Origin of the sequence: Pseudoalteromonas sp. SW0106-04, assembly GCF_001293805.1 — a bacterium.
GTDB lineage: Bacteria > Pseudomonadota > Gammaproteobacteria > Enterobacterales > Alteromonadaceae > Pseudoalteromonas > Pseudoalteromonas ruthenica.
Window position 1 is genome coordinate 30,468 of record NZ_BCAI01000014.1, and the last position, 22,726, is coordinate 53,193.

A 22,726-nucleotide genomic window follows, 5' to 3' on the forward strand; every position below is an offset into this window, starting at 1 on the left:
AAGTGAACTATAGCACTGCCTCACGCACTTGCCACAAGCAAAGCTGTGAGCATCACTTGATGAAACAACCGTGCTTACAAGCGGTGCCAGCCCATTAAACTTTATCCGGTTCAATTTCCTTAATGTACCGACGCACAGATAAGTACGAACCACTAAATCCTAAGATCACCGCTAGGCCAATAAGAATGAGGAATTCGTTCGCATCGAGCCCTTCTAGAATGAAGTTCGACTGATATATTCCGGTCACTTGCACAACGGCCGACTCTAGCCACCACATCATCAGCAGATTGCAAATTAGCGCCACAAAGCCGCCAATAATGCCATACCAGATGCCTGTCCATAAGAACGGAGCTTGAATAAAGCCGTTGGTAGCACCAACTAATTTCATTACTTGAATTTCACTGCGCTTATCAATAATAGACAAGCGAATGGTATTGCCAATAATAAGAATGACAGAAGTGAGTAATAATAGGGCAATAGTGATCACGCTTTCCTTAAGAAGATTCAAAATTGCATTTAGACGCTCCAGCCACTCGATATCCAACTTGCCAAAGTCGACCTCTCGCTCTTGTTGTAATTTATCTAGTAGCGCATTAGCAGCATCTGCATTACGGTAGCGTTCACCCGGAGTGACCAGCACCACATCAGGCAAAGGGTTGTCATCCAAATAATCTAACGCATTAGCAAAGCCAGACACCTGTTTAAACTCTTCTAGCGCTTGGCGCTTGCTAATAAAGCGCACTTCTTCAACTTCTTTATAGAGCGCCAAACGTTTTACCAAACTTTGTGTTTGTTGCTCCGACATTTGTTCTTTAACAAATAAGGAAATCTCCGCTGCATTATCAAAGCCACTACTGACTTTCTGTACATTTTTAACGACTAAGTACAAAGTAGAAGGTAAGGTTAAACTTAGTCCCAGTACGAGGATTGTCATCATTGATGCGGTGGGTGTACGCCACATCTCCCCTAAGCTCTGCACCCCTTGACGAATCGTATTAATAATACCGAAGTACATGCGTGCAACGGGCGAGTGGCCTTTGCGCTGATAATCAGTTTCCCGACCTTTAAATAATAGACTCATGAGAGCGCCTCCTGAGCCAGTGGATCACTGAGCAGACGGCCTTCTTTAAGCGTCAGGCTACGATATTTCATCCGCGCTATTAAACCAAGGTCGTGAGTGGCGATAAGCACAGAAGTACCATGGCGGTTAAAGTCTTCAAATAATTGCAGAATTTCCATCGATAACTCAGGGTCTAAGTTACCCGTGGGCTCATCCGCGAGCAACAAAGGTGGGGAGTTAACGATTGCGCGGGCTATGCCCACCCGTTGTTGTTCACCCCCAGAGAGAGTTGTTGGGTTACAGCGGGCTTTATCACTGAGCCCCACTTTATCCAACGCAGCATAGACACGCTTTTCTAATTGTTTGCGATGGGCCCCTTCAATAATCAGCGGTAACGCGACATTATCAAAAACGGAGTAACGTTCAAGAAGTCGATGATTTTGAAAAATAATACCTATATCGCGGCGCACAAATGGAATTTGCTTTGCTTTGATAGCAGCGAGGTCTACGCCATTAATGGCGACTTTACCAGCTGAAGGGCGCTCCATTAAGCTAATAAGCTTAAGCAGTGTACTCTTACCGGCGCCACTGTGCCCGGTGAGAAAAGCCAACTCTCCTTTTTCGATATGAAAGCTGATTTTCTCTAAGGCTCGATGCCCCCCCGGATAGGTTTTACTGACCTCTTGGAACTTTATCATTGTTATTATTTCCCAATGTTAGGGTAATTATTGTTCGTTGCTAAACAGCGCCTCTATAAAGTCATCACTTTTGAAAGTGCGCAAGTCATCGATGCTTTCACCCACACCAATATAACGAATAGGTGTTTTAAACTGATCGGCTATGGCGAATATGACTCCCCCTTTCGCCGTACCATCTAGTTTAGTCAAAGTGATCCCGGTCAAACCAACGGCCTGATCAAATAGTTTTACTTGGCTTATCGCATTTTGACCTGTTCCCGCATCAATGGTCAACATCACTTCATGGGGCGCTTCAGGGTCTATTTTTTTCATCACTCGCGCTATTTTTTCAAGCTCTTGCATTAGATTGTCTTTATTTTGCAAGCGCCCGGCGGTGTCAGCAATCAGCACATCAACATTGCGCGCCTTTGCAGCTTGGAAAGCATCAAAGACCACAGAAGCGCTATCAGCTCCGGTATGCTGCGCGATAACGGGAATATCATTACGCTCTCCCCACACCTGCAGTTGTTCCACCGCTGCGGCACGGAAGGTATCCCCTGCGGCAAGCATTACCGACTTCCCTTGTTGTTGATACTGTTTAGCAAGCTTACCTATAGTGGTGGTTTTACCGACACCGTTAACACCGACCATAAGTATGACAAACGGTCCATCTTTGCCCTCAAGGTTTAATGGCTGTTCAGCACTTGCCAACATTGTTGCCATCTCTTGCTTCAGTAGCTCATATAACGCCTCGCCATCTTTGAGCTGCTTGCGATCTGCTGCATCGGTAAGGCTATCAATCAACTTCACGGTGGTATCAACACCGACATCGGCTGTTAGTAATTGTGTTTCTAACTCTTCGAATAATTCATCGTCAATTTTTTTGCCGCTAAATATAGACGCAAAACCGGAACCGATGTTGGACTTAGTTTTTAATAGTCCTTTTTTGAGTCGAGAGAAGAATCCTGGCTTTTTCTCAACTACGGCCGTTTTTTCTGCCTGCTCTTGGGCGAGGCGTTCTTGTTCTTCACGCTCTGCTTTCTCTTTCGCTAAACGTTCTTGCTGTTTACGTTCTGCTTGTTCTTTCGCTAAGCGCTCCTGCTCTTCACGTTCTGCCTGTTCTTTCGCTAAACGCTCCTGCTCTTCACGCTCGGCTTTCTCTTTCGCTAGGCGCTCCTGCTGTTCACGCTCGGCTTGCTCTTTCGCTAAACGTTCCTGCTCTTCACGTTCTGCTTGTTCTTTCGCTAAGCGCTCCTGCTGTTCACGCTCGGCCTGCTCTTTCGCTAAACGCTCCTGCTCTTCACGCTCTGCTTGCTCTTTCGCTAAGCGCTCCTGCTCTTCACGCTCGGCCTGTTCTCTAGCTAAGCGCTCCTGCTGTTCACGCTCAGCCTGCTCTTTTGCAAGGCGTTCCTGTTCTTCTTGTTTTGCTTGCTCTTCTTTTTTGCCTAATCCAAACCAGGACAGAAACTTACTTTTTTTAGCCATTGTATGAAACCATATTTCCAGTCATGGCGATGCACTCGCCTTTTAAAGCAGCTGTCGTTAGCCACAAATATTATTTATAATTGCGCGTTATATTACCATTTTCCCAGCCTGTGGAAAAAGCATATAGTGAGTAAATGCATGCCCATCAACAGAAAAGCCGCAAAACCCGCGCATAAACGCACAACAAAAACAGGGCAAATACGCATTATTGGTGGTCAACATAGAGGCAGAAAGTTACCAGTACATGATATTGAAGGCCTAAGACCAACCACAGATCGCGTAAAAGAGACCGTTTTTAATTGGCTCATGATGGATATTCGTGATGCCCAGGTATTAGACTGCTTTGCAGGTGCCGGCAGCTTAGGATTTGAAGCCCAATCACGATTTGCCAAACAAGTGACTCTGTTTGAGTTGGAGCCTAAAGCGGCACAGCAACTACACGATAACGCGGCACTCCTTAATATGCTAAACGTGAGTGTACAACAAGGGGATGCGTTAACTCTGTTAGCTCAACCAGGCAGTGCGGCGTATGATATTGCGTTTATTGACCCACCTTTTAATAAGGGACTCGCATATAAATGTGCCCAAGCCTTGGAAGAAAATGGTTGGCTAGCTGACGATGCTTTAGTTTATGTGGAAGTGGAGGCGAATAACGCCGACTTCACTGCCCCTGATAACTGGCAGTTACGAAAGGAAAAACGCGCTGGGCAAGCTTGGGGACGCTTATACCAGCGCATGTGATATGTGGCGTTGGGCTAAATCTCTACACCAATGTTAGTGTGCCCATCCTCTAGCGCAAGATGGCGCAAGGCTTTAACATTGTCTTTATCAATGCGATTCAAAGCTGAGACAAAGTCAATTAACTCACTTAGCACCCCAACCTCGTATTCCATTAATGGGTGTTGGTTTACATCTTTGGCTTGATAAGGTTGCTCGTCCAACTCAAACTGATACTCAATCAATCGCGCTACTGTACCTTGAGCAATCTTGCATACGTTGACGTACTCCTGCTCATCCTTGCTTTGAATGCCATGCAAAAGCGTTAGCAGCGCGGTTGCCGCATCGATAGCTGGATATACACCAAAGACATCAAAATCAGACACTTCTGGCACATTTGGCTCAACTTTCTCGACTAACTTCTCGATACTAATCTTGCTTTTTGGTAAGAGAATTTTTTCCCAACATAAAGCGAGTGCATTTTTGAGTACTGCGGGATCTCCAAATTCAAGGGCATCACTGAATAGCGAGTAGTTAGGAAGCATACGTTCCATTAAGGCTGCCGCTAACGCAGCCTTTTGCACCGTATTCAACTCACGAATACGCTGAAAGTTATTGGGCTTGTTCATGTTTTTCTTTCATGCAGGACCAGCACAGATCAAAGCTTGCAGGGTTCCACTGCTGGCAATGGTGGCATTGCCACTTCTGTGCGGATGTTTTCGATTGTCGATATTCTAACAAGATTTGTTGGGCGGCGGACAGTTTTATATCGTACACCCACACACCAACGCCAGCCTCTATGAAAGGGATCTCTCCCAAGGCCCCTTGCAGAGCCTCGCCGGTCAAACGACTTTCGATACCAGCATGTTGTAGGCGACCTTTAATGATATTGGCCTCGACGCCGTGCTCAGCGTCGAAGACCTTAACCCACTTGAAATCCACTACGAATCGCTTTGCAGCTGCTTCTGGGCGTAGTCAAATTTCAATTTGTATTCCATCATTTTCTCTTGTGCTTGCTCTAGCTCATCTTTGAGTTCGATATGCTCAGAGCGTAAGCTATCAAAAGCTTGACGAGCTTGTCGTGAATCATTATCTATACGTGAACGCAAGCTCTCATTACGCTCTCGCTCATCGCGATGGCGATTGGTAAGCTCTTGAATTTGCTTCTTCAGCTCTTCAATTTCTTGCTCTTCTTGCTCACAACGTACTTTATGTTGCTCAAGCTCTTCAGCAAGCGATTGCTTCTGTTGATCCAGTTCTTCGGTTTGCGATTGCTTCTCAGCTAAGCCCTGCTCTAATTCCTCTAACCGCGCCTGCCACTGTTGCTGCTGCTGTTCAAATTGAGCTTGTTGCTGTTGCGCTTGTTCTTGCAGAGCTTGCTCATGCTGCTCGCTTTGCGCTTGCATTTGCTGCTTTAACTCATCAATGGTGCCCAGCTGTGCCGTAAGTTGCTCGATTTTCTGCTGCGACTGCTCAATTTGCTGAGCCATATCGCCGCTACTCGCATCTTGGCGCTCTAAACGTTCGATGAGTTGCTGATTTTCTTCCTTATGTTGAGCAACCGCAGCTTGTTCCTCGCTGAGCTGTTCACGTAGCTGCTCACCTAGTTGCTGTAAGCGCTCAACAGTAAGCTGGTGATTTTCACCTTGCTGCTCTGTTTCATTGAGCTTTTCAGACAGCTCCGAGAGTTGCTGATTCTGACGGCTAACAAGCTGTTCGTAGTGAGCAAGTTGCTCTGCAACGGCTTCATTTTCTTTTTGCAGATCAGTAAGCTGTTGTTCGAGCTGCTCGTTACCTTGCTGTTGCGAAGACACTTCTTGCAGTTTTTCTTGCCACGCCATATTGCTTTGACGTTGGCTCTCAAGCGCCTGCTTCAACGATTGGTTGTCTTGCTCCAACCGTGTTTTTTCCTCTCGCAACGCTGTTACGGCATCCAATAACTCTTGGCGCTCACTTTGCGAATTGTAATTATCGCTCTCAAGCTCCGTTAAACGATGCTTTAACGCCGCCAGTTCATGTTGTTTTTGCTTAAGCTGAACATGCTCATCGGCATACTGCGCATTTTCCTGCTGCGCTTCTAGTAACTGACGATTCTGTTTGGCATAGCGCTCTTTAATAGCACTGAGCTCGTTACGCAATTCGTCTAGCTCTGCGCTATCTCCACCACGACCCAGGTGCGCTGCAACGAGAGCAATGCTCAGCTGCTGACTTAATTGCGCGGCAAGTTGATTTACTTGTTGATCACTGGATGAAGCCGCCAAGGCTTGATTTAACTGCTCTGGCTCAACATTGAACAAATCAGCACAACGTTGTGCGAAGTCACTTGCTAATTTATCCGTTACTTCATTGTGATGGTATTCACCACTGTTGATAGCCATCTCTCCCCCTTTGCATCAACGTGCGGCACCGTATCACCGACACGAGCCCTCTACGCATACGCATATTCTTGATTAATCTTGTCTTTTGCCTTAGCTTTTGAATTGGCGAGCGGCAAATTGTTAACATTAAGCCCGTTATTTGTAAAAATGTCTAGCCCATAGTTAACATTCCCTAATTATACACATAAAAATTGGAAAAAATGATGACATTAACCACCCCTGCACTGCTTTTTCCAGCGATTTCTCTTCTCCTGTTAGCCTACACCAATCGTTTTCTCGTACTGGCACAACTGATCCGCGAACTTAATGCCCGCGAAGGCGAGCAAATCCGGCCCTTCGTGATTGAGCAAATATTAAACTTAAAGAAGCGAATTCGACTTATCCGCAGTATGCAATTTTGGGGGGTGGCGTCATTTTTACTGTGTACCCTAGCGATGTTTGCATTATTTGTTGAATTTACTCCTCTAGGCACGGCCTTATTTGGCATAAGCTTAGTGGCACTCATGGTCTCTTTGCTCACCTCTTTATACGAAATACATATTTCCTGTGATGCGATTGCCATTGAATTAGAAAGCATAGGAAAACATTCTCACTCACCAGAGAAATAAATCTCACCTATACTCAGGTTACATTGACCTGAAATGGTGGAACCCAGTGTGAGTGAGTATCTTTTTTCCGAAGTCGATGATGCAGAAACACAAACAACAGAAACTAGTTTACCGCCTTGGCGTGTACTTGTTGTTGATGACGACCAAGATATTCACCATGTCACTCGGTTAGTGCTCTCTAACTTTGAGTTCGAGCATCGCTATGTAGAATTAACACACGTCTATTCAGCACAAGAAGCTATCGAATTACTGGAACAAGATAGCACTTTCGCTGTCGCGCTAGTCGATGTGGTTATGGAAACCAATCACGCCGGATTGATGCTCATAAAGCATATTCGCGAGCAAATTGATAACCATGATATCCGTCTTATTTTACGCACTGGGCAACCAGGAGAAGCTCCCGAAGAGTCGATTATCCGCGACTACGACATTAACGACTACAAAAATAAAACTGAGCTTACCGCTATAAAACTCAAAACATTGGTTTATTCGGCGCTGCGCGGATATCGCGATATTCAATTGATTAACCGGCAGAAACAAGGGTTAGAGCGCATTATCAACGCCTCTACGGTGTTTCTCAAGTGTGACAGCATCCACCAATTTGCGTCCGTGGTGCTCAATAACATTTCCCATATACTGGGCCTAGAAGATGCCGAGCTATACTGTGCTGCGGTGACCTACAGCAGCAACCAAGAAGATACTGAGTTTAAATTGCTCGCGGCTTCAGGACACCCTCCCGAGTCAGACATTAGTAAACTACCACACAATGTGCGCCAAGATTTTCACAGTGCTCACCAGCGCAAACGTTCAATAAAAAATGATAGTAACTATGTCGGTTACTTCCCAGGTCAAAATGGCATGGAGACCATGCTATATGTAGATCGCGGCGCCCACTTGAATACTCATGAACATCAATTACTAGAGTTTTTCGCCAACAACGTAGCGCTGGCTTACAACAACTTAAAATTACGGGAAACGGTAAGAGAGTCGCAAAAAGAGCTTTCGTATATTCTCGGTGAAGCCGTGGAAAAACGCTCGAAAGAGACCGGTTCTCATGTAAAAAGGGTGGCTAATTACAGTTATCTATTGGCAACACTTTATGGCTTAAGTGATTATCAAGTTGAAGTACTTAAACTGGCATCACCGTTACATGATATTGGCAAAATCAGCATCCCGGATCATATTTTAAATAAGCCCGGAAAGCTCAATGATCAAGAATGGGAAATAATGCAACAACATGCACAAGTAGGCTACGAAATACTCCACAGATCCAGTAACGAAATTTTACAATGTGGTGCAATAATCGCTGGCCAACACCATGAAAAATGGGATGGCTCTGGATACCCTAAAGGCCTTGCCAAAGAGGCCATTCACATTGTTGGCAGAATTACGGCTCTGGCAGACGTATTTGACGCACTGGGGAGCGAACGCTGTTATAAAAAGGCTTGGCCTATGGAGGATATAATAGACTTTATAGAACAACAAAAAGGGCATCATTTCGACCCGACTTTAGTCGAATTAATGATCAAAAATATTGATGAATTCATTGCTATAAAAAACCGCTACCCCGACTAATGATTTTTATTAATTAACCCCACGATGAACTTGAAAAATTTGTTACAAAAGACATCTTTTTATTTCAGGTACAATGTACTAGTATTGAGGAGGATTAACCCCAATCCATACACCTAATAACTTACTTAAAAGGAATTAAAAGTGAGATTCGAACAACTTAAACAATTCCTCGCCCTTGGCTCTTTGCGCCATTTTCGCCAAGCGGCAGAAAAAACCAACATTAGTACCTCCGCATTAACACGAAGCATTCAAACTTTGGAAGAGGAAGTTGGTCATCAACTAGTATCACGCTCTACACGCTCAGTCATATTAACGAAGGAAGGCGAAGTTTTTTTACGTTTTTGCCAAAATACCCTAGATGAATATGCACGCACCAAACAATTACTCGACAAACTCAGTGGCAAAAGTGAAAACCGTGTTGTAATTGGCTATACCAGCTCTGCGAGCTCCATTGTGCCAATGTCTTGCGGTCAGTTTATGGCACAGCATCCTGAAGTGAAAATCGAGATGCAGCTACAAGATCAGCAAGAGTTACATTCTCGTCTGAAACGAGGCGAAATTGATATTTTTGTCAGTGAAGAAAACGCCTGCCTCGGTGGCAGCGATATCCATCTACCGGATCAGCTCGTACTCTTTGCAAGTCGCAACCACCCTTTAGCACACAAAGCCAGCGTCACCTTACATGACCTTGATGCCTATCCGCTGTTTGGTTGTTTTTCGCAAAGCCAACATGTGCAAAGCATGATAAAAGAGGCTGCCGACGTACTGCGCAAAGGCAATGGCCTGCGTTTAGGTAGCTTAGAAGAAGTGATAAACGCGGTGACCAACGGGCAAAGCATTGCCATTGGCGGTATTGAACATACAAATGCTATCAACAACCACGATGACCTTATATGTCTACAAGCCAGTGATGAAGCGCACTCGCGTTTAATCGTCAAAACCCAAGAGCAATTGGAGCAGCAACAGCACATTATTCAACTATTAGATGTGATTGAACAAGTTGCCAGCGCTCGGCACTTGAGTGCTTAACTGCTTCACAGCTTCTAAGTATACACCTACCTACTCGCTCAAACTTGAGCGAGTATTACTGCCACTCCTTAAGTGCCAAACCAAAAAAATAGCAGCCAAGACTAGGCGGTCGAGGCTTAACTATCAATGTGCCCACATTTACACCAATAAACAGTAGAGCTTTGTCATTTCAAAGGTATACTAAGCCACCTTTTAACTTGAATTTCCTCATGTGAATCAAGAACCATTATTTGCACAGATCATCGATGATGTGCATCAGCACGGTTATGCAGTGATTGAACAGGCATTACCGAGCTCTTTAACCAGCCAGCTCCTGAATACAGCGCAACAACAATACGATGCTTTTTCACCAGCTGGAATCGGCCGCCGCCAAGAGTTTCAACATAACGAGCAAATAAGAAAAGACAAAACTTTGTGGTTTAGCGGACACTCGCAAGCAGAGCAAGACTACCTAGCTTTAATGGAAGCATTGCGCCTGCACATTAACCGACACTTTTTCCTTGGCCTGTTCGATTATGAATGCCACTTTGCCCATTATCAGCCTGGGGACTTCTATAAAAAGCATTATGATGCTTTTAAGGGGCGCTCGAACCGTGTATTTACTACGGTTTGCTACCTAAACACCCCTGATGAGGGAGGCGAGTTAGTGATCTATCAACCGCGCTCCAAATTAGTGGCCCGGCGCGTAGCCCCTCGCTGTGGCACACTGGTTGTGTTTGAAAGTGAGCTATTTATGCATGAGGTATTGCCAGCAAAGCAGTCACGCTTCTCTATCGCTGGCTGGTTTCGCAAGAATAATTCTGTCGCCGGCTTTGTTGACCCGCCGAATTAAAGCAAGCTAACGGCAATACCAATAAAAATGGCTAGGCCGACATAGTGGTTATTCAAAAATGCATTGAAACACTCGGCTCGTTCTCGGTGGCGACACAAGTAAAGCTGTCGCACCAACAGCATAGTAGCAATGCTGAGACCAAGCCAAAATGGCCAAAAGAGTTGCATATCCAAGCCGATATAGGCCAACAGTGCAATAAAGGTGGCATCCAATAAAGCCACCGCCAGAAGGTCGTAACGACCAAATAAGATAGCGGTGGATTTGATTCCTATTTTAACATCATCATCCCTATCCACCATCGCATATAAGGTGTCATACGCCACAGTCCACACTACATTGGCAAAAAACAGTAACCATGCATATATCGGCAGCGCTTCGATAGTGGCCATGTAAGCCATTGGAATTGCCCAGCTAAACGCAGCTCCTAACACCACTTGGGGTAAATGGGTATAGCGTTTCATAAAGGGATAACACGCAGCCAAGGCAAGCGCTCCAAATGACAGTAATATCGTCTGCCAGTTAAGTAATAACACGAGCGCAAAAGCCATAACCACCAGCAAAGCGAATAAGCTCAGCGCCTCACCGGCACTCACGGTTCCTGCAGCCAGAGGGCGCTGTTGAGTGCGCTGCACCGCACCATCAACATTACGATCGGCAAAGTCATTGATCACGCACCCTGCGCTACGCATAACCAACACCCCCAAGGCAAAAATAACCGCGAGACTCACCGGCGGCCAATCTGCACCAGCAAGCCACAAAGCCCAAAAAGTGGGCCACAGCAGTAGCAAGGTGCCGATAGGCTTATCAATACGCATCAATTGCTTATAGTAAGGCCAATGCATCGCCTTAAGTGGTGCTAGTTTCATAGGTAAGGATAGGCTCCGGGTAAAAAGATCTCGCACACCATTATTTGTTGGTTCGTTAAATTGAAGCAACTACGGCGTCCCCATAGCGGCTCACTAGGCAGCTTTAACGAGTGTGTAAGCTCAGCCAGACTCTGACTGTCAGCGAAATCAGCCACCTCCATACCTACTCGTTGGATTTGCGGGTCTTGGAAAATCACTTCGCCCAATGGGTTATTGCCCAAATGGGCTAAATCAACCCCTTGCTGCGACTGCTGTTCAGGAAGCCAGGTTTGCGCATAGACCATAGGTTCATTATCGCAAAACAGCAACACTTCACGCACACGCACATTCGTACTGGGGGGCTTAAAAACAGCGTGATCGCAAAAGCGACTGGCTACCACTTTTTCACTTAGAACTTCCACCGCAAATTGTTGGCATTGTGATTTTAAACGCTTCGTTAGCGAGCCAGGCTCCAGTAGCCAATCGGCTAGTGTGTCAGTCACCTTAGCGTGCTCGATGCTTATCCACTGCGCGCGAAGAGGTATAGGGTGTGCAGGCAAAACATACTACCTTGATTCGACTATTGCTTCGATCATACCACTGCTACACTAATGGCAAAAGCTCTCACAGAGCACAGTAACCCCTTTACTAATAAATCTGGACGATAAATCGCTAAGCGCGCTAAAATATGGATAACTTGATGAAAACTAGCACACTAATTATTATGCCTCGAGCGCTCAAACTATTACTTGTCAGTGCCTTTACCCTGCTCATGTTCAGCCCCGCAAAGGCGGCGGGAGATGTTGGTTATTATGGCTTTGAGCCTGATATCGTCGCGAACTACATTAGCCAATCAAGTAAGAAGCTCGGCTATGTGCGAGTGACTGTCGATCTGATGTTAGAAGATGTTGGCAATATTTCAGTGGTTGAACATCACATGCCACTGCTGCGTGACGCCATTGTTGAAATCTTATCGCAAGAGCCAGAGGATAAAATCAAAAGTTTAACGGGCCGCGAAGAGATAAGACAGAAATGCATCGAACGGCTTAAAACCTTACTGAAGCAGGAAACCGGTAAAGATATTATTCGCGATGTACTGTTTACCAAATACCTTTATCACTAACATCACGAGTAATAAAAAAGCGGCTTAAGCCGCTTTTTTATTACTTCCAAAGGCCATCACCAGCGCTAACACGATACCGCTGACTAAACCGCCTAAATGCGCCCAGTTGGCCATAGGCATAAAGAAAGTATCGGTAAAACCAAAAACTAGCCACAGTAGCAGAAAACCAATCATCGCCTTGGTCATCATCGGTTTAGTTTTCGCTAGCAAAGGATAAATCCAACAAAACCCTACCTGCGCATACACAACACCTGAGAGACCACCGAAATTAGGGCCGACCATAGTATATTGCGCCCACGCGCTGGCCAAAGAGCCAAGTAAAAACACACTCAATAAAGTGAGTTTCGATGTCTGGCGTTCGATAGCCGGCCCTAAGGTCAACCACCACAGCACATTAAATATCAAATGAATTGCAGAGAAATGAACGACAGCTGGCGTTATCCAAGAGAGCGGCTGCGATGCTTTAAACTGTAACAATGGGAATATATGGCTAAACTGGCCCAATAAAAACAGCGCATAGATAATCACACTGATAATACTGACGCTTTTAACCAATAAACTTAGCCCGTTAAAGCGTTGCCACAAATTAAGCTTATTGCCACTGTAAACCAAGCCTGAATCGGTACGCCCGCTTTGCCATGCGGCATCACTGTATCGCGGATGATTCGGCTCTGTTTTAAACTCATTCCATAACGGCTGAACAGCATGAAAATGCTCCGGATCAACAGCAATAATCACATGCCCCGGCTGTGCAGGTTTGAGCTCGCCATGCAGCCCTTGAGTACTCAAGTAATCAATAAACCCTTGAGCAGCACGCACGTTATTGGTGCTCCCTAGTTCAATCATTTTTCAACCGATTGTGGAAATTGTTTCGCCCAGGCGTCAAAGCCGCCATCCATACTGTATACGTCATCAAACCCTTGCTCAGCTAAGTAACCAGCAGCACCTTGCGAGCTAATACCGTGGTAACACACAACAATAATAGGTTGCTCATACTCCTTATGCAGCATGAACTCACCGATATTACTATTACTTAAATGCTCGGAACCAGGAATATGGCCGCTTGCGAAACTGTTCGGGTCACGTATATCAGCAATAACGACATTATCGTCGTTTAGTAATTCATGTGTCTGCGACACCGAGATATGTTTAAAAGCCATGGGACTCCAAATTTACTAAACACTGAAAAGGCGGCTTAGCCGCCTTCATAGGCTACTTACTGCCAATCGAGAATAACTTTACCTGACTGCCCCGACAACATCGTGTCGAAACCTTGCTGAAAGTCATCGATATTGAATTGATGGGTGATCACAGGGGAAATATCAAGACCTGACTGAATCAAGCTGGCCATTTTGTACCAGGTTTCAAACATCTCACGGCCATAAATTCCCTTGATTACCAAGCCTTTGAAAATAACTTGGTTCCAGTCTACAGCCATATCTGAAGGTGGAATACCCAGCATGGCTATCTTGCCGCCATGGTTCATGTTATCAAGCATAGAGTTGAATGCCACCGGCACCCCTGACATCTCTAAGCCAACATCAAAGCCCTCTGTCATCCCCAGCTCTGTCATCACGTCTTCGAGCTTTTCTTCACTGACGTTAACAGCCCGTGTAGCGCCCATCTTACGGGCCAAATCAAGGCGGTACTCGTTGATGTCGGTGATCACCACATTGCGTGCGCCAACGTGCTTAGCTACAGCTGCAGCCATAATACCAATCGGGCCTGCGCCGGTGATCAATACATCTTCACCGACCAAATCGAACGACAAAGCAGTGTGTACAGCGTTGCCAAACGGGTCAAAAATAGAGGCCAGCTCATCGGAGATATTATCGGGGATCTTAAAGGCATTGAACGCTGGAATAACCAAGTATTCCGCAAAGCTACCTTCACGGTTAACGCCCACACCTGTGGTATTACGACACAAATGTACACGCCCGGCGCGACAATTACGGCAATGACCACAGGTAATATGACCTTCACCAGAAACCCGGTCACCCACTTCAAAGCCACGCACTTCCTGGCCCATATCGACAACCTCACCGACATACTCATGACCTACCACCATAGGCACTGGAATGGTATTTTGCGCCCACTCATCCCAGTTGTAGATATGCACATCGGTGCCGCAAATAGCGGTTTTACGAATTTTAATCAATAAATCGTTATGGCCCACTTCCGGTTTTGGCGCATCAGTCATCCAAATCCCAGTTTCAGCCTTTAATTTTGATAATGCTTTCATCACTGCGCTCCTAAATTACGCCCAACTCTTTGCCGATACGAATAAAGGCATCAATGGCTTTGTCGAGTTGCGCTTTGCTGTGTGCAGCAGAGATTTGGGTACGAATACGCGCCTGCCCTTTTGGCACCACTGGGAATGAGAACCCGGTGACATAAATGCCTTCAGCCAGTAGTTTATCGGCCATTTGCCCAGCGAGCTTGGCATCTCCTAACATCACAGGAATAATGGCATGATCTTTACCAGCACAAGTGAAACCCGCCGCTTCCATTTGCTCACGGAAGTAAGCCGCATTGGACCATAAAGTATCGCGCAACTCTTTGCCATCAGCCAGCATATCCAGCACTTTTATTGACGCAGTCACAATGGATGGCGCCAGCGAGTTCGAGAATAAATAAGGACGTGAGCGTTGGCGTAGCCACTCGACGATTTCTTTCTTACCTGAGGTATAACCGCCTGATGCGCCGCCTAAGGCTTTACCTAAGGTGCCAGTGATAATATCGACACGGTCTAACACGCCACAGTACTCAGGCGTACCACGGCCATTTTCACCAACAAAGCCTACAGCATGAGAGTCATCGACCATAACGAGGGCATCGTACTTATCAGCCAAATCACACAGCGCTTCAAGGTTACAAATTACGCCATCCATCGAGAACACGCCGTCAGTGGCAATCAGCTTGGTTTTAGCACCTGCTTCATCAGCGGCAATCAGTTGCTGCTCAAGGTCGGCCATATCATTGTTGGCATAGCGGAAACGCTTTGCTTTACATAGACGCACACCGTCGATAATTGAGGCATGGTTTAGGGCATCGGAAACAATGGCGTCTTCAGGGCCAAGAATGGTCTCAAAAAGACCCGCATTAGCGTCAAAACAAGAAGAGTAAAGAATGGTGTCTTCGGTTTGTAGAAAGTCACTGATTTTGCTTTCAAGGGTTTTGTGAATGTCTTGCGTACCACAGATAAAACGCACGGAAGCAACACCGAAACCATGGTCGTTCAAGCCTTGTTGCGCTGCTTTAATAAGCTCTGGATGATTCGCTAAACCAAGGTAGTTATTGGCACAAAAGTTAATCACTTTATCGCCGCTGGCAACGTCAATTTCAGCCTGTTGCTGCGAGGTAATAATGCGCTCGCTTTTGTATAGACCATCGGCTTTGACTTGCTCGATTTGCGCTTGCAGTTGAGTATAAAACGCAGAGGCTCTCATAGATTTCTCCAATACTTGAACGGGGGACCCATGCTACGTCAAAGACGTGGGTAGGTTCGCTTGTTAAACAAAGTTAGGGGTATTGTAAAAGGTTACACGTACAATTGCATTGTTTGTACACGCGGTTGGACCACAGCACAGCGTGGTAACCCATACCGGATGTAAAGATTCCCTCACAGCAGTGCAGGCACATCAGCGAGCGAGTCGCAGGTGTAATCAGCATCACTTTGCGCCTTTTGGTCAAACTTTTGGCCGCTACGCACCAACACTTTAGTGCCAATGCCACAGCGCTGTGCAGCTTGGATATCGCCATGTTTGTCGCCGACCATGACACAGTGCTCGGGGTCGAGGTTAAACGCAGCAATGCCGCGTTGCAACATGCCCGGCTCAGGCTTACGACAAGTACACTGCTGACGGTAGTCGCCTATCCCCTTAGTGGGGTGATGAGGACAGTAGTACACCTCATCAATGCGCACATCATGCTGTAAAAACTGCTCTTTCATCCACGTAGTAAGTTCAGCAAATTGTTGTTCGCTGTAATAGCCGCGGGCAATACCCGATTGATTCGTGACAATAATCAGTCGATAGCCACGCTGTTGAAAGCTACGACAGGCGGCAAATACGCCATCAATAAATTCAAAGTCTTCGGGTTTGTGGACATAGGCATGGTCGACATTAATAACGCCATCGCGGTCTAAAAAAACGGCTTTATTGCTCATAATCGGTGCTCGTGTACAACTTTATCAAACATCGCGGTCACAGCTTCAACACTAATGCGATGCATTAGCTCACCTTTAACTCGCGTGCCCCAAGGTAACTGCTCAGCAGGCTTACCATGCTGTTCTTTAACTGCGTCAAAATAGCTTTCCACTACGTACTGCTGCGATAGGTAGGGCCCGGTGCGCTTCGGGTTTGAGTGCGCATATAAGCCAATAACGGGTGTGCCTTGGGTCGTTGCCATATGCGCCGGACCGGTATCGGGAGCCAGTACCACAGTGGCCAAAGCCAACACGCAGGTCAGCTCTTTAAGCGAGGTTTGGCCCACCAAGTTATTCACCTCAAAATCGCACTGGCTGATAATATCAGCGGCTAAAGCGCGCTCCATGCCGGTCGGGCCGCCGGTGAGTGCCACCTTGAAACCTTTACTCGCCGCATACTTAGCAACAGCAGCATAACGTTCAGGTAGCCAATTACGCTCTGCTTTACTTGCCGCAGGGCTTATCACCAATAACGGATCGCCATTGTCGCCCACCAGCTCAACGGCTTTGGCTTTATCTGCCCCGCTCAAGGGCAACTGCCAGTGCGGGGTAAAATCTTGCACCCCTAATTGCTCGGCAAATTGCATAAAGCCTTCGAGCACATGAGGTTCACTCTTAGCGTCGATGCGTTTATTAATGAATAAGCTGTGCAGTTCTTTTGAGCGTGCTTTATCGAAACCGATTTTCACCCTCGCTGGAATACAACGGCTAACCAAGCCCGCTCTAAAAGCCACTTGCATGTTCAATAACACGTCAAAGCGCTGGCCTTTGAAGCGTTGCTTTAAAGCTTTAAAAGCTGCCCTTCCCTGCTTTTTATCAAACACCACCAGCTCTACCCCCGGCAATCCTTGCAACAGCATGGCCTCAACCTTGCCAATCACCCAGGTAATCTTGGCATTAGGGTGCACTTTTTGAATAGCTTGCACGGCACTGACGGCATGACACACATCGCCAATCGCAGACAAACGAAGGATACAAATGGATTGCACAGACTCTAGTGGCACGCGGTATTTCCTAATAGCAATTAATCTTCGCAAATGGTAAAGCAACCCCAGCGCAATGCAAGCGTGAAGCGGTTTAACCTGACTCCAAAAGCAGCTACACTAGCGCCATTATTTTGTTTGCCTTGTAACACTCATGCATACTCGCCCACTTTCTTCCAAGCACACGCTATTAACGTACAAATACCCAGCGCAATCTGTGCAGGAAAATTGGTTCGAGCCGACGTTTTGGTTAAAGCAAAATAAGGTCTATGCACAAAAAAGCGGCCGAGCAACCACCTATTTTTTCGAACATCAGGGTTTGCGGGCAGTGCTTCGCCACTACTGGCGCGGCGGATTGATTGGTAAGGTGCTGAGCGATCAGTATTTTTATACTGGTTTAGCCAACACCCGAGTATACAAAGAGTTCGCTCTCACCTGCCAACTTCATGAACAAGGCCTGCCTGTAGTTGAACCCATAGCTGCCATGATTCGTCGCAACGGCTTAATTTACCGGGGCGACATTATCACCCGGGCACTACCAGGGGCGCAAAGTTTGTGTGAAAAGCTAGTTGCCGCGCCCCTAGAAGATACGCTGATAAGCCATATCGGCACCACCCTTGCTCGCTTCCACCAAGCCGGGGTGTATCATGCCGATTTAAATATTAATAATATTTTGTTTGGCGCTGACAACCAGGCCCATGTTATCGATTTTGACCGTGGCGAGCTGCGCATTCCCAAGCAACAATGGCAGCAGCAGAATATCGCCCGCTTACAACGTAGTTTCGCTAAAGAAGCCGCTCGACAGCCCAGTTTTCATTGGCAAGAACACCATTGGCAACGCTTAGAGCAAGCTTACCTCAACACCCTAAACGCTCTATAACGCCAATAACTCTTGAAATTGCTTGGCAATGAAATCTTGGCTATGCAATTGCGCACGCCCCTGCAAAGCGTTTTGTATGTTTGCCCACTGCCGTTCATCATTGAGCAGTGCTACCGCTTGTGCAGTCAGCTTGTCACGATTTAACGGCGCAGCATGCACTACCCCCTGTGCAGAGCACATTGCTAGGCGCTTGGGCTGATCTTTAGAAACGGGCGCGGCAACACAAGGGAGCTGCAAAGCAATCGCTTGTAATAAAGCATCGCCGGCACTCAGCAGACCCATTTTGGCATTAGCCAGTAAAGCAATAAACTCAGCATTACTCAAGCCACCGACAACATGCACCAAGGGATCGCTCGATACCGGCAAAGCATCAGGGTAATTCGCCCCAAATACGACCACCGTCGGGATATTTAAGCGCTCACTTAACTCTTGTGCAGCCTTATAAAACACATCGGCACAGACTCCTTGCTCACTGAGGTGCCCGCCTGAGCCGGCGTTAACAACAACGTATTGACCCGCTTGAATCCCTCTATCGGCCATTACTTGTCGCGTTGATTGAGCATCAGGGAGCGCAAAGTAAGGGCCTATGTTGATTGGCTCAACTAAGTTGAAACAGCGAATTTTAAGGCGTTCCAACCAACTTAGTGGTTCGATGCAAAAGTCTGGCTGCACCACCCAGTGCTTATCAATACAATCAACGCGATTTAGCTTGAGCCCTTTGGCGCGCTTTTTAGCGTGCTGAGAAATAAACACAACCTGGGCTCCCGCTGCTCGGGCACTGCGCATCTGCGATGCTCTTCCAGCACAATCAAAAATCACGACATCGGGCTTATAATCTTGGATTAACGCACACACACGCGTATTTTCTTTTGTCGGCGACTGCGCCAGTAAGGTGGTATTGAAGGGACAGGTACTGGCGTACTGGGTGTGCTGATTAAGAGCAAAATGCACATCAATAGCATCCGCGTAGCGCTGCTTTAAACTCAGGGCTAGGGTTAGAGAACGTATATATTCGCCGATACCTTCAGTGGATGAGACCGGAATGAATAGCAGCCGTTTTACACTTGTTGGTGCTATTGGGCTAATGCGCTCGGAATGTTCCATTTACTCCACATTCTGGCTTGCGTTAATCGCCTCATTATATAGGGGGTTGATGTAGTTTTCGATACCCTCACGGTCGCTGTATTGAATATTTAATAAATTATCAAAGCGTATTTCAACTGCTGCAAACTCACTATTAGCTTGGTAGACTACCCGCTCGTTTTGTATTAGGGACTAATAACGTGCGCTTCTCTACTTCTTCATTATGCACTTTTTTGTGTTTAGTTAGTTCTTCAGTTTTTGCTGAGCCTTGGGTTAAGCCTGATGATTATGGTCTTCGTGCAGATATCCAACGCCTTGCCGATGCCGGTGTAATCTCAGCCCCGGTAACCACATTTCCACTTATGTGGAATAGCTTTATCGACGAGTTGCGCGCGGCACCGGTTGCATCATTAAGTGCTGAGCTTCAAGATGCGGCACTGCGCGTGCGTCACCGCTTTGAATCCGAAAATGGCCAACCTCACAACTTTCAAGTGCATAGCTTTAAAGCCACCGATCCCCGTGCAGTCACCAGTTTTGGGATGAGCCACTCTCAGCAAACAGAAATGCTTGCAAGTTACAGCTATTTGGGAGAGAACTTTGCGGCAAAACTAGCCGTTAATCATCGTGAAGACGGACGTAATTGTTATATCAAAGATAAAGGTCAAGCGGATATTGTGGCCAATGAGCAAGCACTCGAGCAATGTGATGACACGACTTTGGACCACAGTTATATCGCTTATCGTTTAGGAAACTGGATATTTCGTGCCGGTGCAGTTGAACAGTTTTGGGGGCCGGGTATTGATAACAGCTTGATTATGTCCACCAACGCCAAACCGCTACCAGCGATTAGTGTGAGCCGTGAAAAGGCCACCGCGTTTGAAACGCCCTGGCTAAGTTGGATTGGCCCTTGGTCATTTACCGCACAGATGGCGCAACTTGAGTCAACACGGGTCGAGCCTGATGCGATGTTATGGAGTACCCGCGTTAATTTCCGCCCGCTACAACAACTTGAAGTTGCTTTATCGTGGTCAGCGCAATGGGCAGGTGAAGGCCAGCCAAGCTCGTTAGGAGACTTTGCTGATATGATCTTAGGTAAAACCGAATGTGCAAATGGCGCTGACAGCTGTACCTCTGAGCAGGAGACCAAACTCGGTAACCAACTTGCCGGGCTCGATGTGCGTTGGTCGGACACGCTTTTTTCTCAGCCTTATGCTTTGTATGTAAGCACAATTGGCGAAGATGCGAGCAGTTACTTTAAACCGGCAGATAGAGCCTATGTCTTTGGCGCCCAAACCAGCGCATATGCATTCGCGCAAAACCTGACTTTTAACCTGGAATATATCGATACTGGCGTCAGCTGTGCCGCCGAGGCACCGGATATTGAGAACTGCTATTATGAGCACTCTATTTATCTATCCGGCTATCGTTATCAGGGGCGGACTATTGGCTCGGCTTACGATAACGACACGCAATCTTGGGTATTTACTGTTTTAGGCCAACAAAGTAATGGTCATGACTGGCAAGTCAAGTTGCGCCAAATCGACTTTAACAGTGACAACAGTGATCGCTACCCCAACAACCCTGACCTTGGTCATAGCATTACCAAAACACCGATTGATAGCCAGCAGCTGGAAGCTCGCTATCGCTTTTTAGCGATGAAAGGACGTTTCACTGTGGGTGGCGTTGTTGCTAACAATGATACCGTTGAGGGCTCAGAAACAGACACCAGCGCATACCTAAAGTTTGAATACAACTTTTAAACCTGACTCATCAAAAAAGGAGCCGTAGCTCCTTTTTTACTGTCCTTTTTTAATTCGCTCTATGACGTTGGAAGTTGAGCAACCATCGAGAAACTCCAGCACTTCAACATGGCCGCCATGGCGCAGCACATGTTCGGCCCCTGCAATATCTTCTACTTTGTAGTCTCCGCCCTTGACTAAGATATCCGGGCTGATTTGCTCAATCAGTTTTGCCGGCGTGTCGCCCTCATGCTCTTTGCCGAAAGGGATCACCCAGTCCACAGAGTTCAGTGCACTCAATACCATGGCCCGCTCAGCTAAAGGATTGATAGGACGTTCAGGCCCTTTCAGCCGGGCAATGGAATCATCGGTATTTAAGCCAACAACGAGCCTGTCTCCCATAGCTTTCGCTTGTGCCAAATAGCGCACATGACCGGCGTGGAGGATATCGAAGCAACCATTGGTGAATACAATTTTCTCACCATTTTGTTTCGCAAACTCAATATGCTGGATTACCGATTCAAAAGGCGTTTGGTAATGCTCGCCATTCGCACGCAGGTACTGGCCTAGTTTTGCACTGAGCTCCTCAGGCGACACGGTAGCCGCACCTAGCTTACTCACAGCAATACCCGCTGCTAAATTGGCCAGCTCTACCGCATCAGAATCTGGCATTCCTGCCCCGAGCATCACCGCTAAAGTTGCGATTACGGTATCGCCAGCGCCTGTGACATCACTCACTTCTTGCACTTGTGCGGGATAGTCGTGTTTAGCGCTGGCACTAATCAACGACATACCTTGTTCTGAGCGAGTCAGCAACATCGCGCCAATTCCCGCCTCTTTTATTAATGCCCGCGCCGTATCAGTCAATGCCTGCTCGCTGCTGGCATCGCCTCCGGCGAGCTTAAACTCATTTAAATTAGGCGTGATGTAGTCGGCACCACGGTATAGACCTAACTGCGGCGACTTAGGATCTACCAATACGGTTTTTCCAGCGTCTTTGGCCACCCGGATCATGGCCTCAATGAGCGTCAATGAGCCTTTGTTGTAATCTGAGAAAACAATGAAATCATAGTCACCCACCACACGCTCTAAACGATTCAACAATAACTGCGAATGCTCTTTAGAAAACTGTTCTTCTTGGTCTAGGCGCACCACTTGCTGGTGTCGACTAATCACCCTGAGCTTGGCTATCGTCGGCAATTCCACAGCATGGACTAACTGTGAGTCAATGTGTTCATCAGCAAGAATGCGCTCTAGAATTTGACCACTTTCATCCTCACCAATAAGCCCTAGCAGGCCTACCTGACCATCAAGGCGCGCGATATTCTTGGCGACATTGGCAGCGCCACCGGCTTTGTCTTCAAGCTGGTTCACTTTGACCACCGGTACCGGCGCTTCAGGGGAAATACGCCCGGAGTCACCATGCCAGTATCGGTCAAGCATGACATCGCCAACCACCAAGACCTTGGCATTGTGCAGCTGTTTTAACAGACCTAAATCCATGT

General features: G+C 46.9%; 24 protein-coding genes. 8 read left to right on the forward strand and 16 right to left on the reverse strand.

Annotated elements, in window-relative coordinates:
* Positions 1 to 94 precede the first annotated feature (94 nt).
* Genes ftsX through ftsY form a run of 3 tightly spaced genes read right to left on the reverse strand, consistent with a single transcriptional unit; the run spans position 95 to position 3,222 of the window.
* On the reverse strand, positions 95 to 1,081 hold the full coding sequence (gene ftsX / locus W04_RS14950) for a permease-like cell division protein FtsX (RefSeq protein ID WP_022946368.1): 987 nt from the start codon (positions 1,079 to 1,081) through the stop codon (positions 95 to 97).
* On the reverse strand, positions 1,078 to 1,758 hold the full coding sequence (ftsE, locus tag W04_RS14955; protein ID WP_022946369.1) for a cell division ATP-binding protein FtsE: 681 nt from the start codon (positions 1,756 to 1,758) through the stop codon (positions 1,078 to 1,080). The genes ftsX and ftsE overlap by 4 nt, the downstream gene beginning before the upstream one ends.
* A gap of 27 nt (positions 1,759 to 1,785) precedes the next feature.
* A complete protein-coding gene (gene ftsY / locus W04_RS14960; protein WP_053911404.1) occupies positions 1,786 to 3,222 on the reverse strand; it encodes a signal recognition particle-docking protein FtsY in 1,437 nt (478 codons plus the stop codon).
* 138 nt (positions 3,223 to 3,360) lie between these two features.
* On the opposite strand from ftsY, the gene rsmD reads away from it, so the two are divergent.
* Entirely contained in the window at positions 3,361 to 3,963 is a 603-nt protein-coding gene (rsmD, locus tag W04_RS14965) for a 16S rRNA (guanine(966)-N(2))-methyltransferase RsmD (protein ID WP_053911406.1), read from the forward strand.
* Between the two features lie 14 nt (positions 3,964 to 3,977).
* Here rsmD and W04_RS14970 read toward each other — a convergent pair whose 3' ends face one another.
* The 3 genes from W04_RS14970 to W04_RS14980 are packed head-to-tail and all read right to left on the reverse strand — an operon-like array spanning position 3,978 to position 6,317.
* The gene (locus W04_RS14970; RefSeq protein ID WP_053911408.1) at positions 3,978 to 4,568 is read right to left on the reverse strand and encodes a YjaG family protein; all 591 of its coding nucleotides are present in this window, start codon (positions 4,566 to 4,568) and stop codon (positions 3,978 to 3,980) included.
* Positions 4,552 to 4,881 (reverse strand): DUF2007 domain-containing protein, encoded by a 330-nt coding sequence (locus W04_RS14975; RefSeq protein WP_022946475.1) that lies wholly within the window; start codon positions 4,879 to 4,881, stop codon positions 4,552 to 4,554. Before W04_RS14975 ends, W04_RS14970 begins: the two co-directional genes overlap by 17 nt.
* The gene (locus tag W04_RS14980; protein ID WP_053911411.1) at positions 4,881 to 6,317 is read right to left on the reverse strand and encodes a hypothetical protein; all 1,437 of its coding nucleotides are present in this window, start codon (positions 6,315 to 6,317) and stop codon (positions 4,881 to 4,883) included. The genes W04_RS14975 and W04_RS14980 overlap by 1 nt, the downstream gene beginning before the upstream one ends.
* A gap of 203 nt (positions 6,318 to 6,520) precedes the next feature.
* On the opposite strand from W04_RS14980, the gene W04_RS14985 reads away from it, so the two are divergent.
* The 4 genes from W04_RS14985 to W04_RS15000 all read left to right on the forward strand — a co-directional run bounded on the left by W04_RS14985 (position 6,521) and on the right by W04_RS15000 (position 10,361).
* Positions 6,521 to 6,925, forward strand: a complete 405-nt coding sequence (locus W04_RS14985) for a DUF2721 domain-containing protein (RefSeq protein WP_022946477.1) — start codon at positions 6,521 to 6,523, stop codon at positions 6,923 to 6,925.
* 48 nt (positions 6,926 to 6,973) lie between these two features.
* A complete protein-coding gene (locus W04_RS14990) occupies positions 6,974 to 8,500 on the forward strand; it encodes a DUF3369 domain-containing protein (RefSeq protein WP_053911413.1) in 1,527 nt (508 codons plus the stop codon).
* A gap of 141 nt (positions 8,501 to 8,641) precedes the next feature.
* Positions 8,642 to 9,529, forward strand: coding sequence for a LysR family transcriptional regulator (locus W04_RS14995; RefSeq protein WP_022946479.1), 888 nt, complete (start codon positions 8,642 to 8,644; stop codon positions 9,527 to 9,529).
* A 211-nt stretch (positions 9,530 to 9,740) separates the two neighbouring features.
* Complete coding sequence (locus W04_RS15000; protein WP_053911415.1) at positions 9,741 to 10,361, forward strand: 2OG-Fe(II) oxygenase; 621 nt, start codon at positions 9,741 to 9,743, stop codon at positions 10,359 to 10,361.
* Here the strand turns inward: W04_RS15000 and ubiA are convergent.
* Both ubiA and W04_RS15010 read right to left on the reverse strand, forming a co-directional pair.
* Positions 10,358 to 11,227 (reverse strand): 4-hydroxybenzoate octaprenyltransferase, encoded by an 870-nt coding sequence (gene ubiA / locus W04_RS15005; protein WP_053911417.1) that lies wholly within the window; start codon positions 11,225 to 11,227, stop codon positions 10,358 to 10,360. The two genes, W04_RS15000 and ubiA, sit on opposite strands and share 4 nt — an antisense overlap.
* Positions 11,224 to 11,766, reverse strand: coding sequence for a chorismate lyase (locus W04_RS15010; RefSeq protein WP_053911419.1), 543 nt, complete (start codon positions 11,764 to 11,766; stop codon positions 11,224 to 11,226). The genes ubiA and W04_RS15010 overlap by 4 nt, the downstream gene beginning before the upstream one ends.
* Positions 11,767 to 11,978: 212 nt before the next feature.
* Here W04_RS15010 and W04_RS15015 point away from each other — a divergent pair, with 212 nt between their 5' ends.
* Positions 11,979 to 12,329, forward strand: a complete 351-nt coding sequence (locus W04_RS15015; protein WP_231658170.1) for a flagellar basal body-associated protein FliL — start codon at positions 11,979 to 11,981, stop codon at positions 12,327 to 12,329.
* 24 nt (positions 12,330 to 12,353) lie between these two features.
* On the opposite strand, the gene glpG is transcribed toward W04_RS15015, so the two are convergent.
* The 6 genes from glpG to W04_RS15045 form a co-directional block, all read right to left on the reverse strand.
* Positions 12,354 to 13,175, reverse strand: coding sequence for a rhomboid family intramembrane serine protease GlpG (gene glpG / locus W04_RS15020; protein ID WP_053911420.1), 822 nt, complete (start codon positions 13,173 to 13,175; stop codon positions 12,354 to 12,356).
* Complete coding sequence (glpE, locus tag W04_RS15025) at positions 13,172 to 13,489, reverse strand: thiosulfate sulfurtransferase GlpE (protein ID WP_053911422.1); 318 nt, start codon at positions 13,487 to 13,489, stop codon at positions 13,172 to 13,174. The genes glpG and glpE overlap by 4 nt, the downstream gene beginning before the upstream one ends.
* A 56-nt stretch (positions 13,490 to 13,545) precedes the next feature.
* Positions 13,546 to 14,571, reverse strand: coding sequence for an L-threonine 3-dehydrogenase (tdh, locus tag W04_RS15030; protein WP_022946486.1), 1,026 nt, complete (start codon positions 14,569 to 14,571; stop codon positions 13,546 to 13,548).
* Positions 14,572 to 14,581: 10 nt separating this feature from the next.
* The gene (locus W04_RS15035; protein ID WP_053911424.1) at positions 14,582 to 15,778 is read right to left on the reverse strand and encodes a glycine C-acetyltransferase; all 1,197 of its coding nucleotides are present in this window, start codon (positions 15,776 to 15,778) and stop codon (positions 14,582 to 14,584) included.
* A gap of 173 nt (positions 15,779 to 15,951) precedes the next feature.
* Positions 15,952 to 16,497 carry a D-glycero-beta-D-manno-heptose 1,7-bisphosphate 7-phosphatase gene (gene gmhB / locus W04_RS15040; RefSeq protein WP_053911426.1) on the reverse strand — a complete coding sequence of 182 codons (546 nt, stop codon included), beginning with the start codon at positions 16,495 to 16,497 and terminating at the stop codon, positions 15,952 to 15,954.
* Positions 16,494 to 17,540, reverse strand: a complete 1,047-nt coding sequence (locus W04_RS15045) for a glycosyltransferase family 9 protein (RefSeq protein WP_053911428.1) — start codon at positions 17,538 to 17,540, stop codon at positions 16,494 to 16,496. The genes gmhB and W04_RS15045 overlap by 4 nt, the downstream gene beginning before the upstream one ends.
* A 133-nt stretch (positions 17,541 to 17,673) precedes the next feature.
* Between W04_RS15045 and W04_RS15050 the strand changes: the two genes are divergently transcribed.
* Complete coding sequence (locus W04_RS15050) at positions 17,674 to 18,399, forward strand: 3-deoxy-D-manno-octulosonic acid kinase (protein ID WP_053911429.1); 726 nt, start codon at positions 17,674 to 17,676, stop codon at positions 18,397 to 18,399.
* Here W04_RS15050 and W04_RS15055 read toward each other — a convergent pair.
* The gene (locus W04_RS15055; protein WP_053911431.1) at positions 18,394 to 19,503 is read right to left on the reverse strand and encodes a glycosyltransferase; all 1,110 of its coding nucleotides are present in this window, start codon (positions 19,501 to 19,503) and stop codon (positions 18,394 to 18,396) included. The genes W04_RS15050 and W04_RS15055 overlap by 6 nt on opposite strands.
* A gap of 179 nt (positions 19,504 to 19,682) precedes the next feature.
* On the opposite strand from W04_RS15055, the gene W04_RS15060 reads away from it, so the two are divergent.
* Positions 19,683 to 21,242, forward strand: coding sequence for a capsule assembly Wzi family protein (locus W04_RS15060; RefSeq protein ID WP_053911432.1), 1,560 nt, complete (start codon positions 19,683 to 19,685; stop codon positions 21,240 to 21,242).
* 36 nt (positions 21,243 to 21,278) lie between these two features.
* On the opposite strand, the gene hldE is transcribed toward W04_RS15060, so the two are convergent.
* Positions 21,279 to 22,724, reverse strand: coding sequence for a bifunctional D-glycero-beta-D-manno-heptose-7-phosphate kinase/D-glycero-beta-D-manno-heptose 1-phosphate adenylyltransferase HldE (gene hldE, locus W04_RS15065; protein ID WP_053911434.1), 1,446 nt, complete (start codon positions 22,722 to 22,724; stop codon positions 21,279 to 21,281).
* Positions 22,725 to 22,726: the final 2 nt, after the last annotated feature.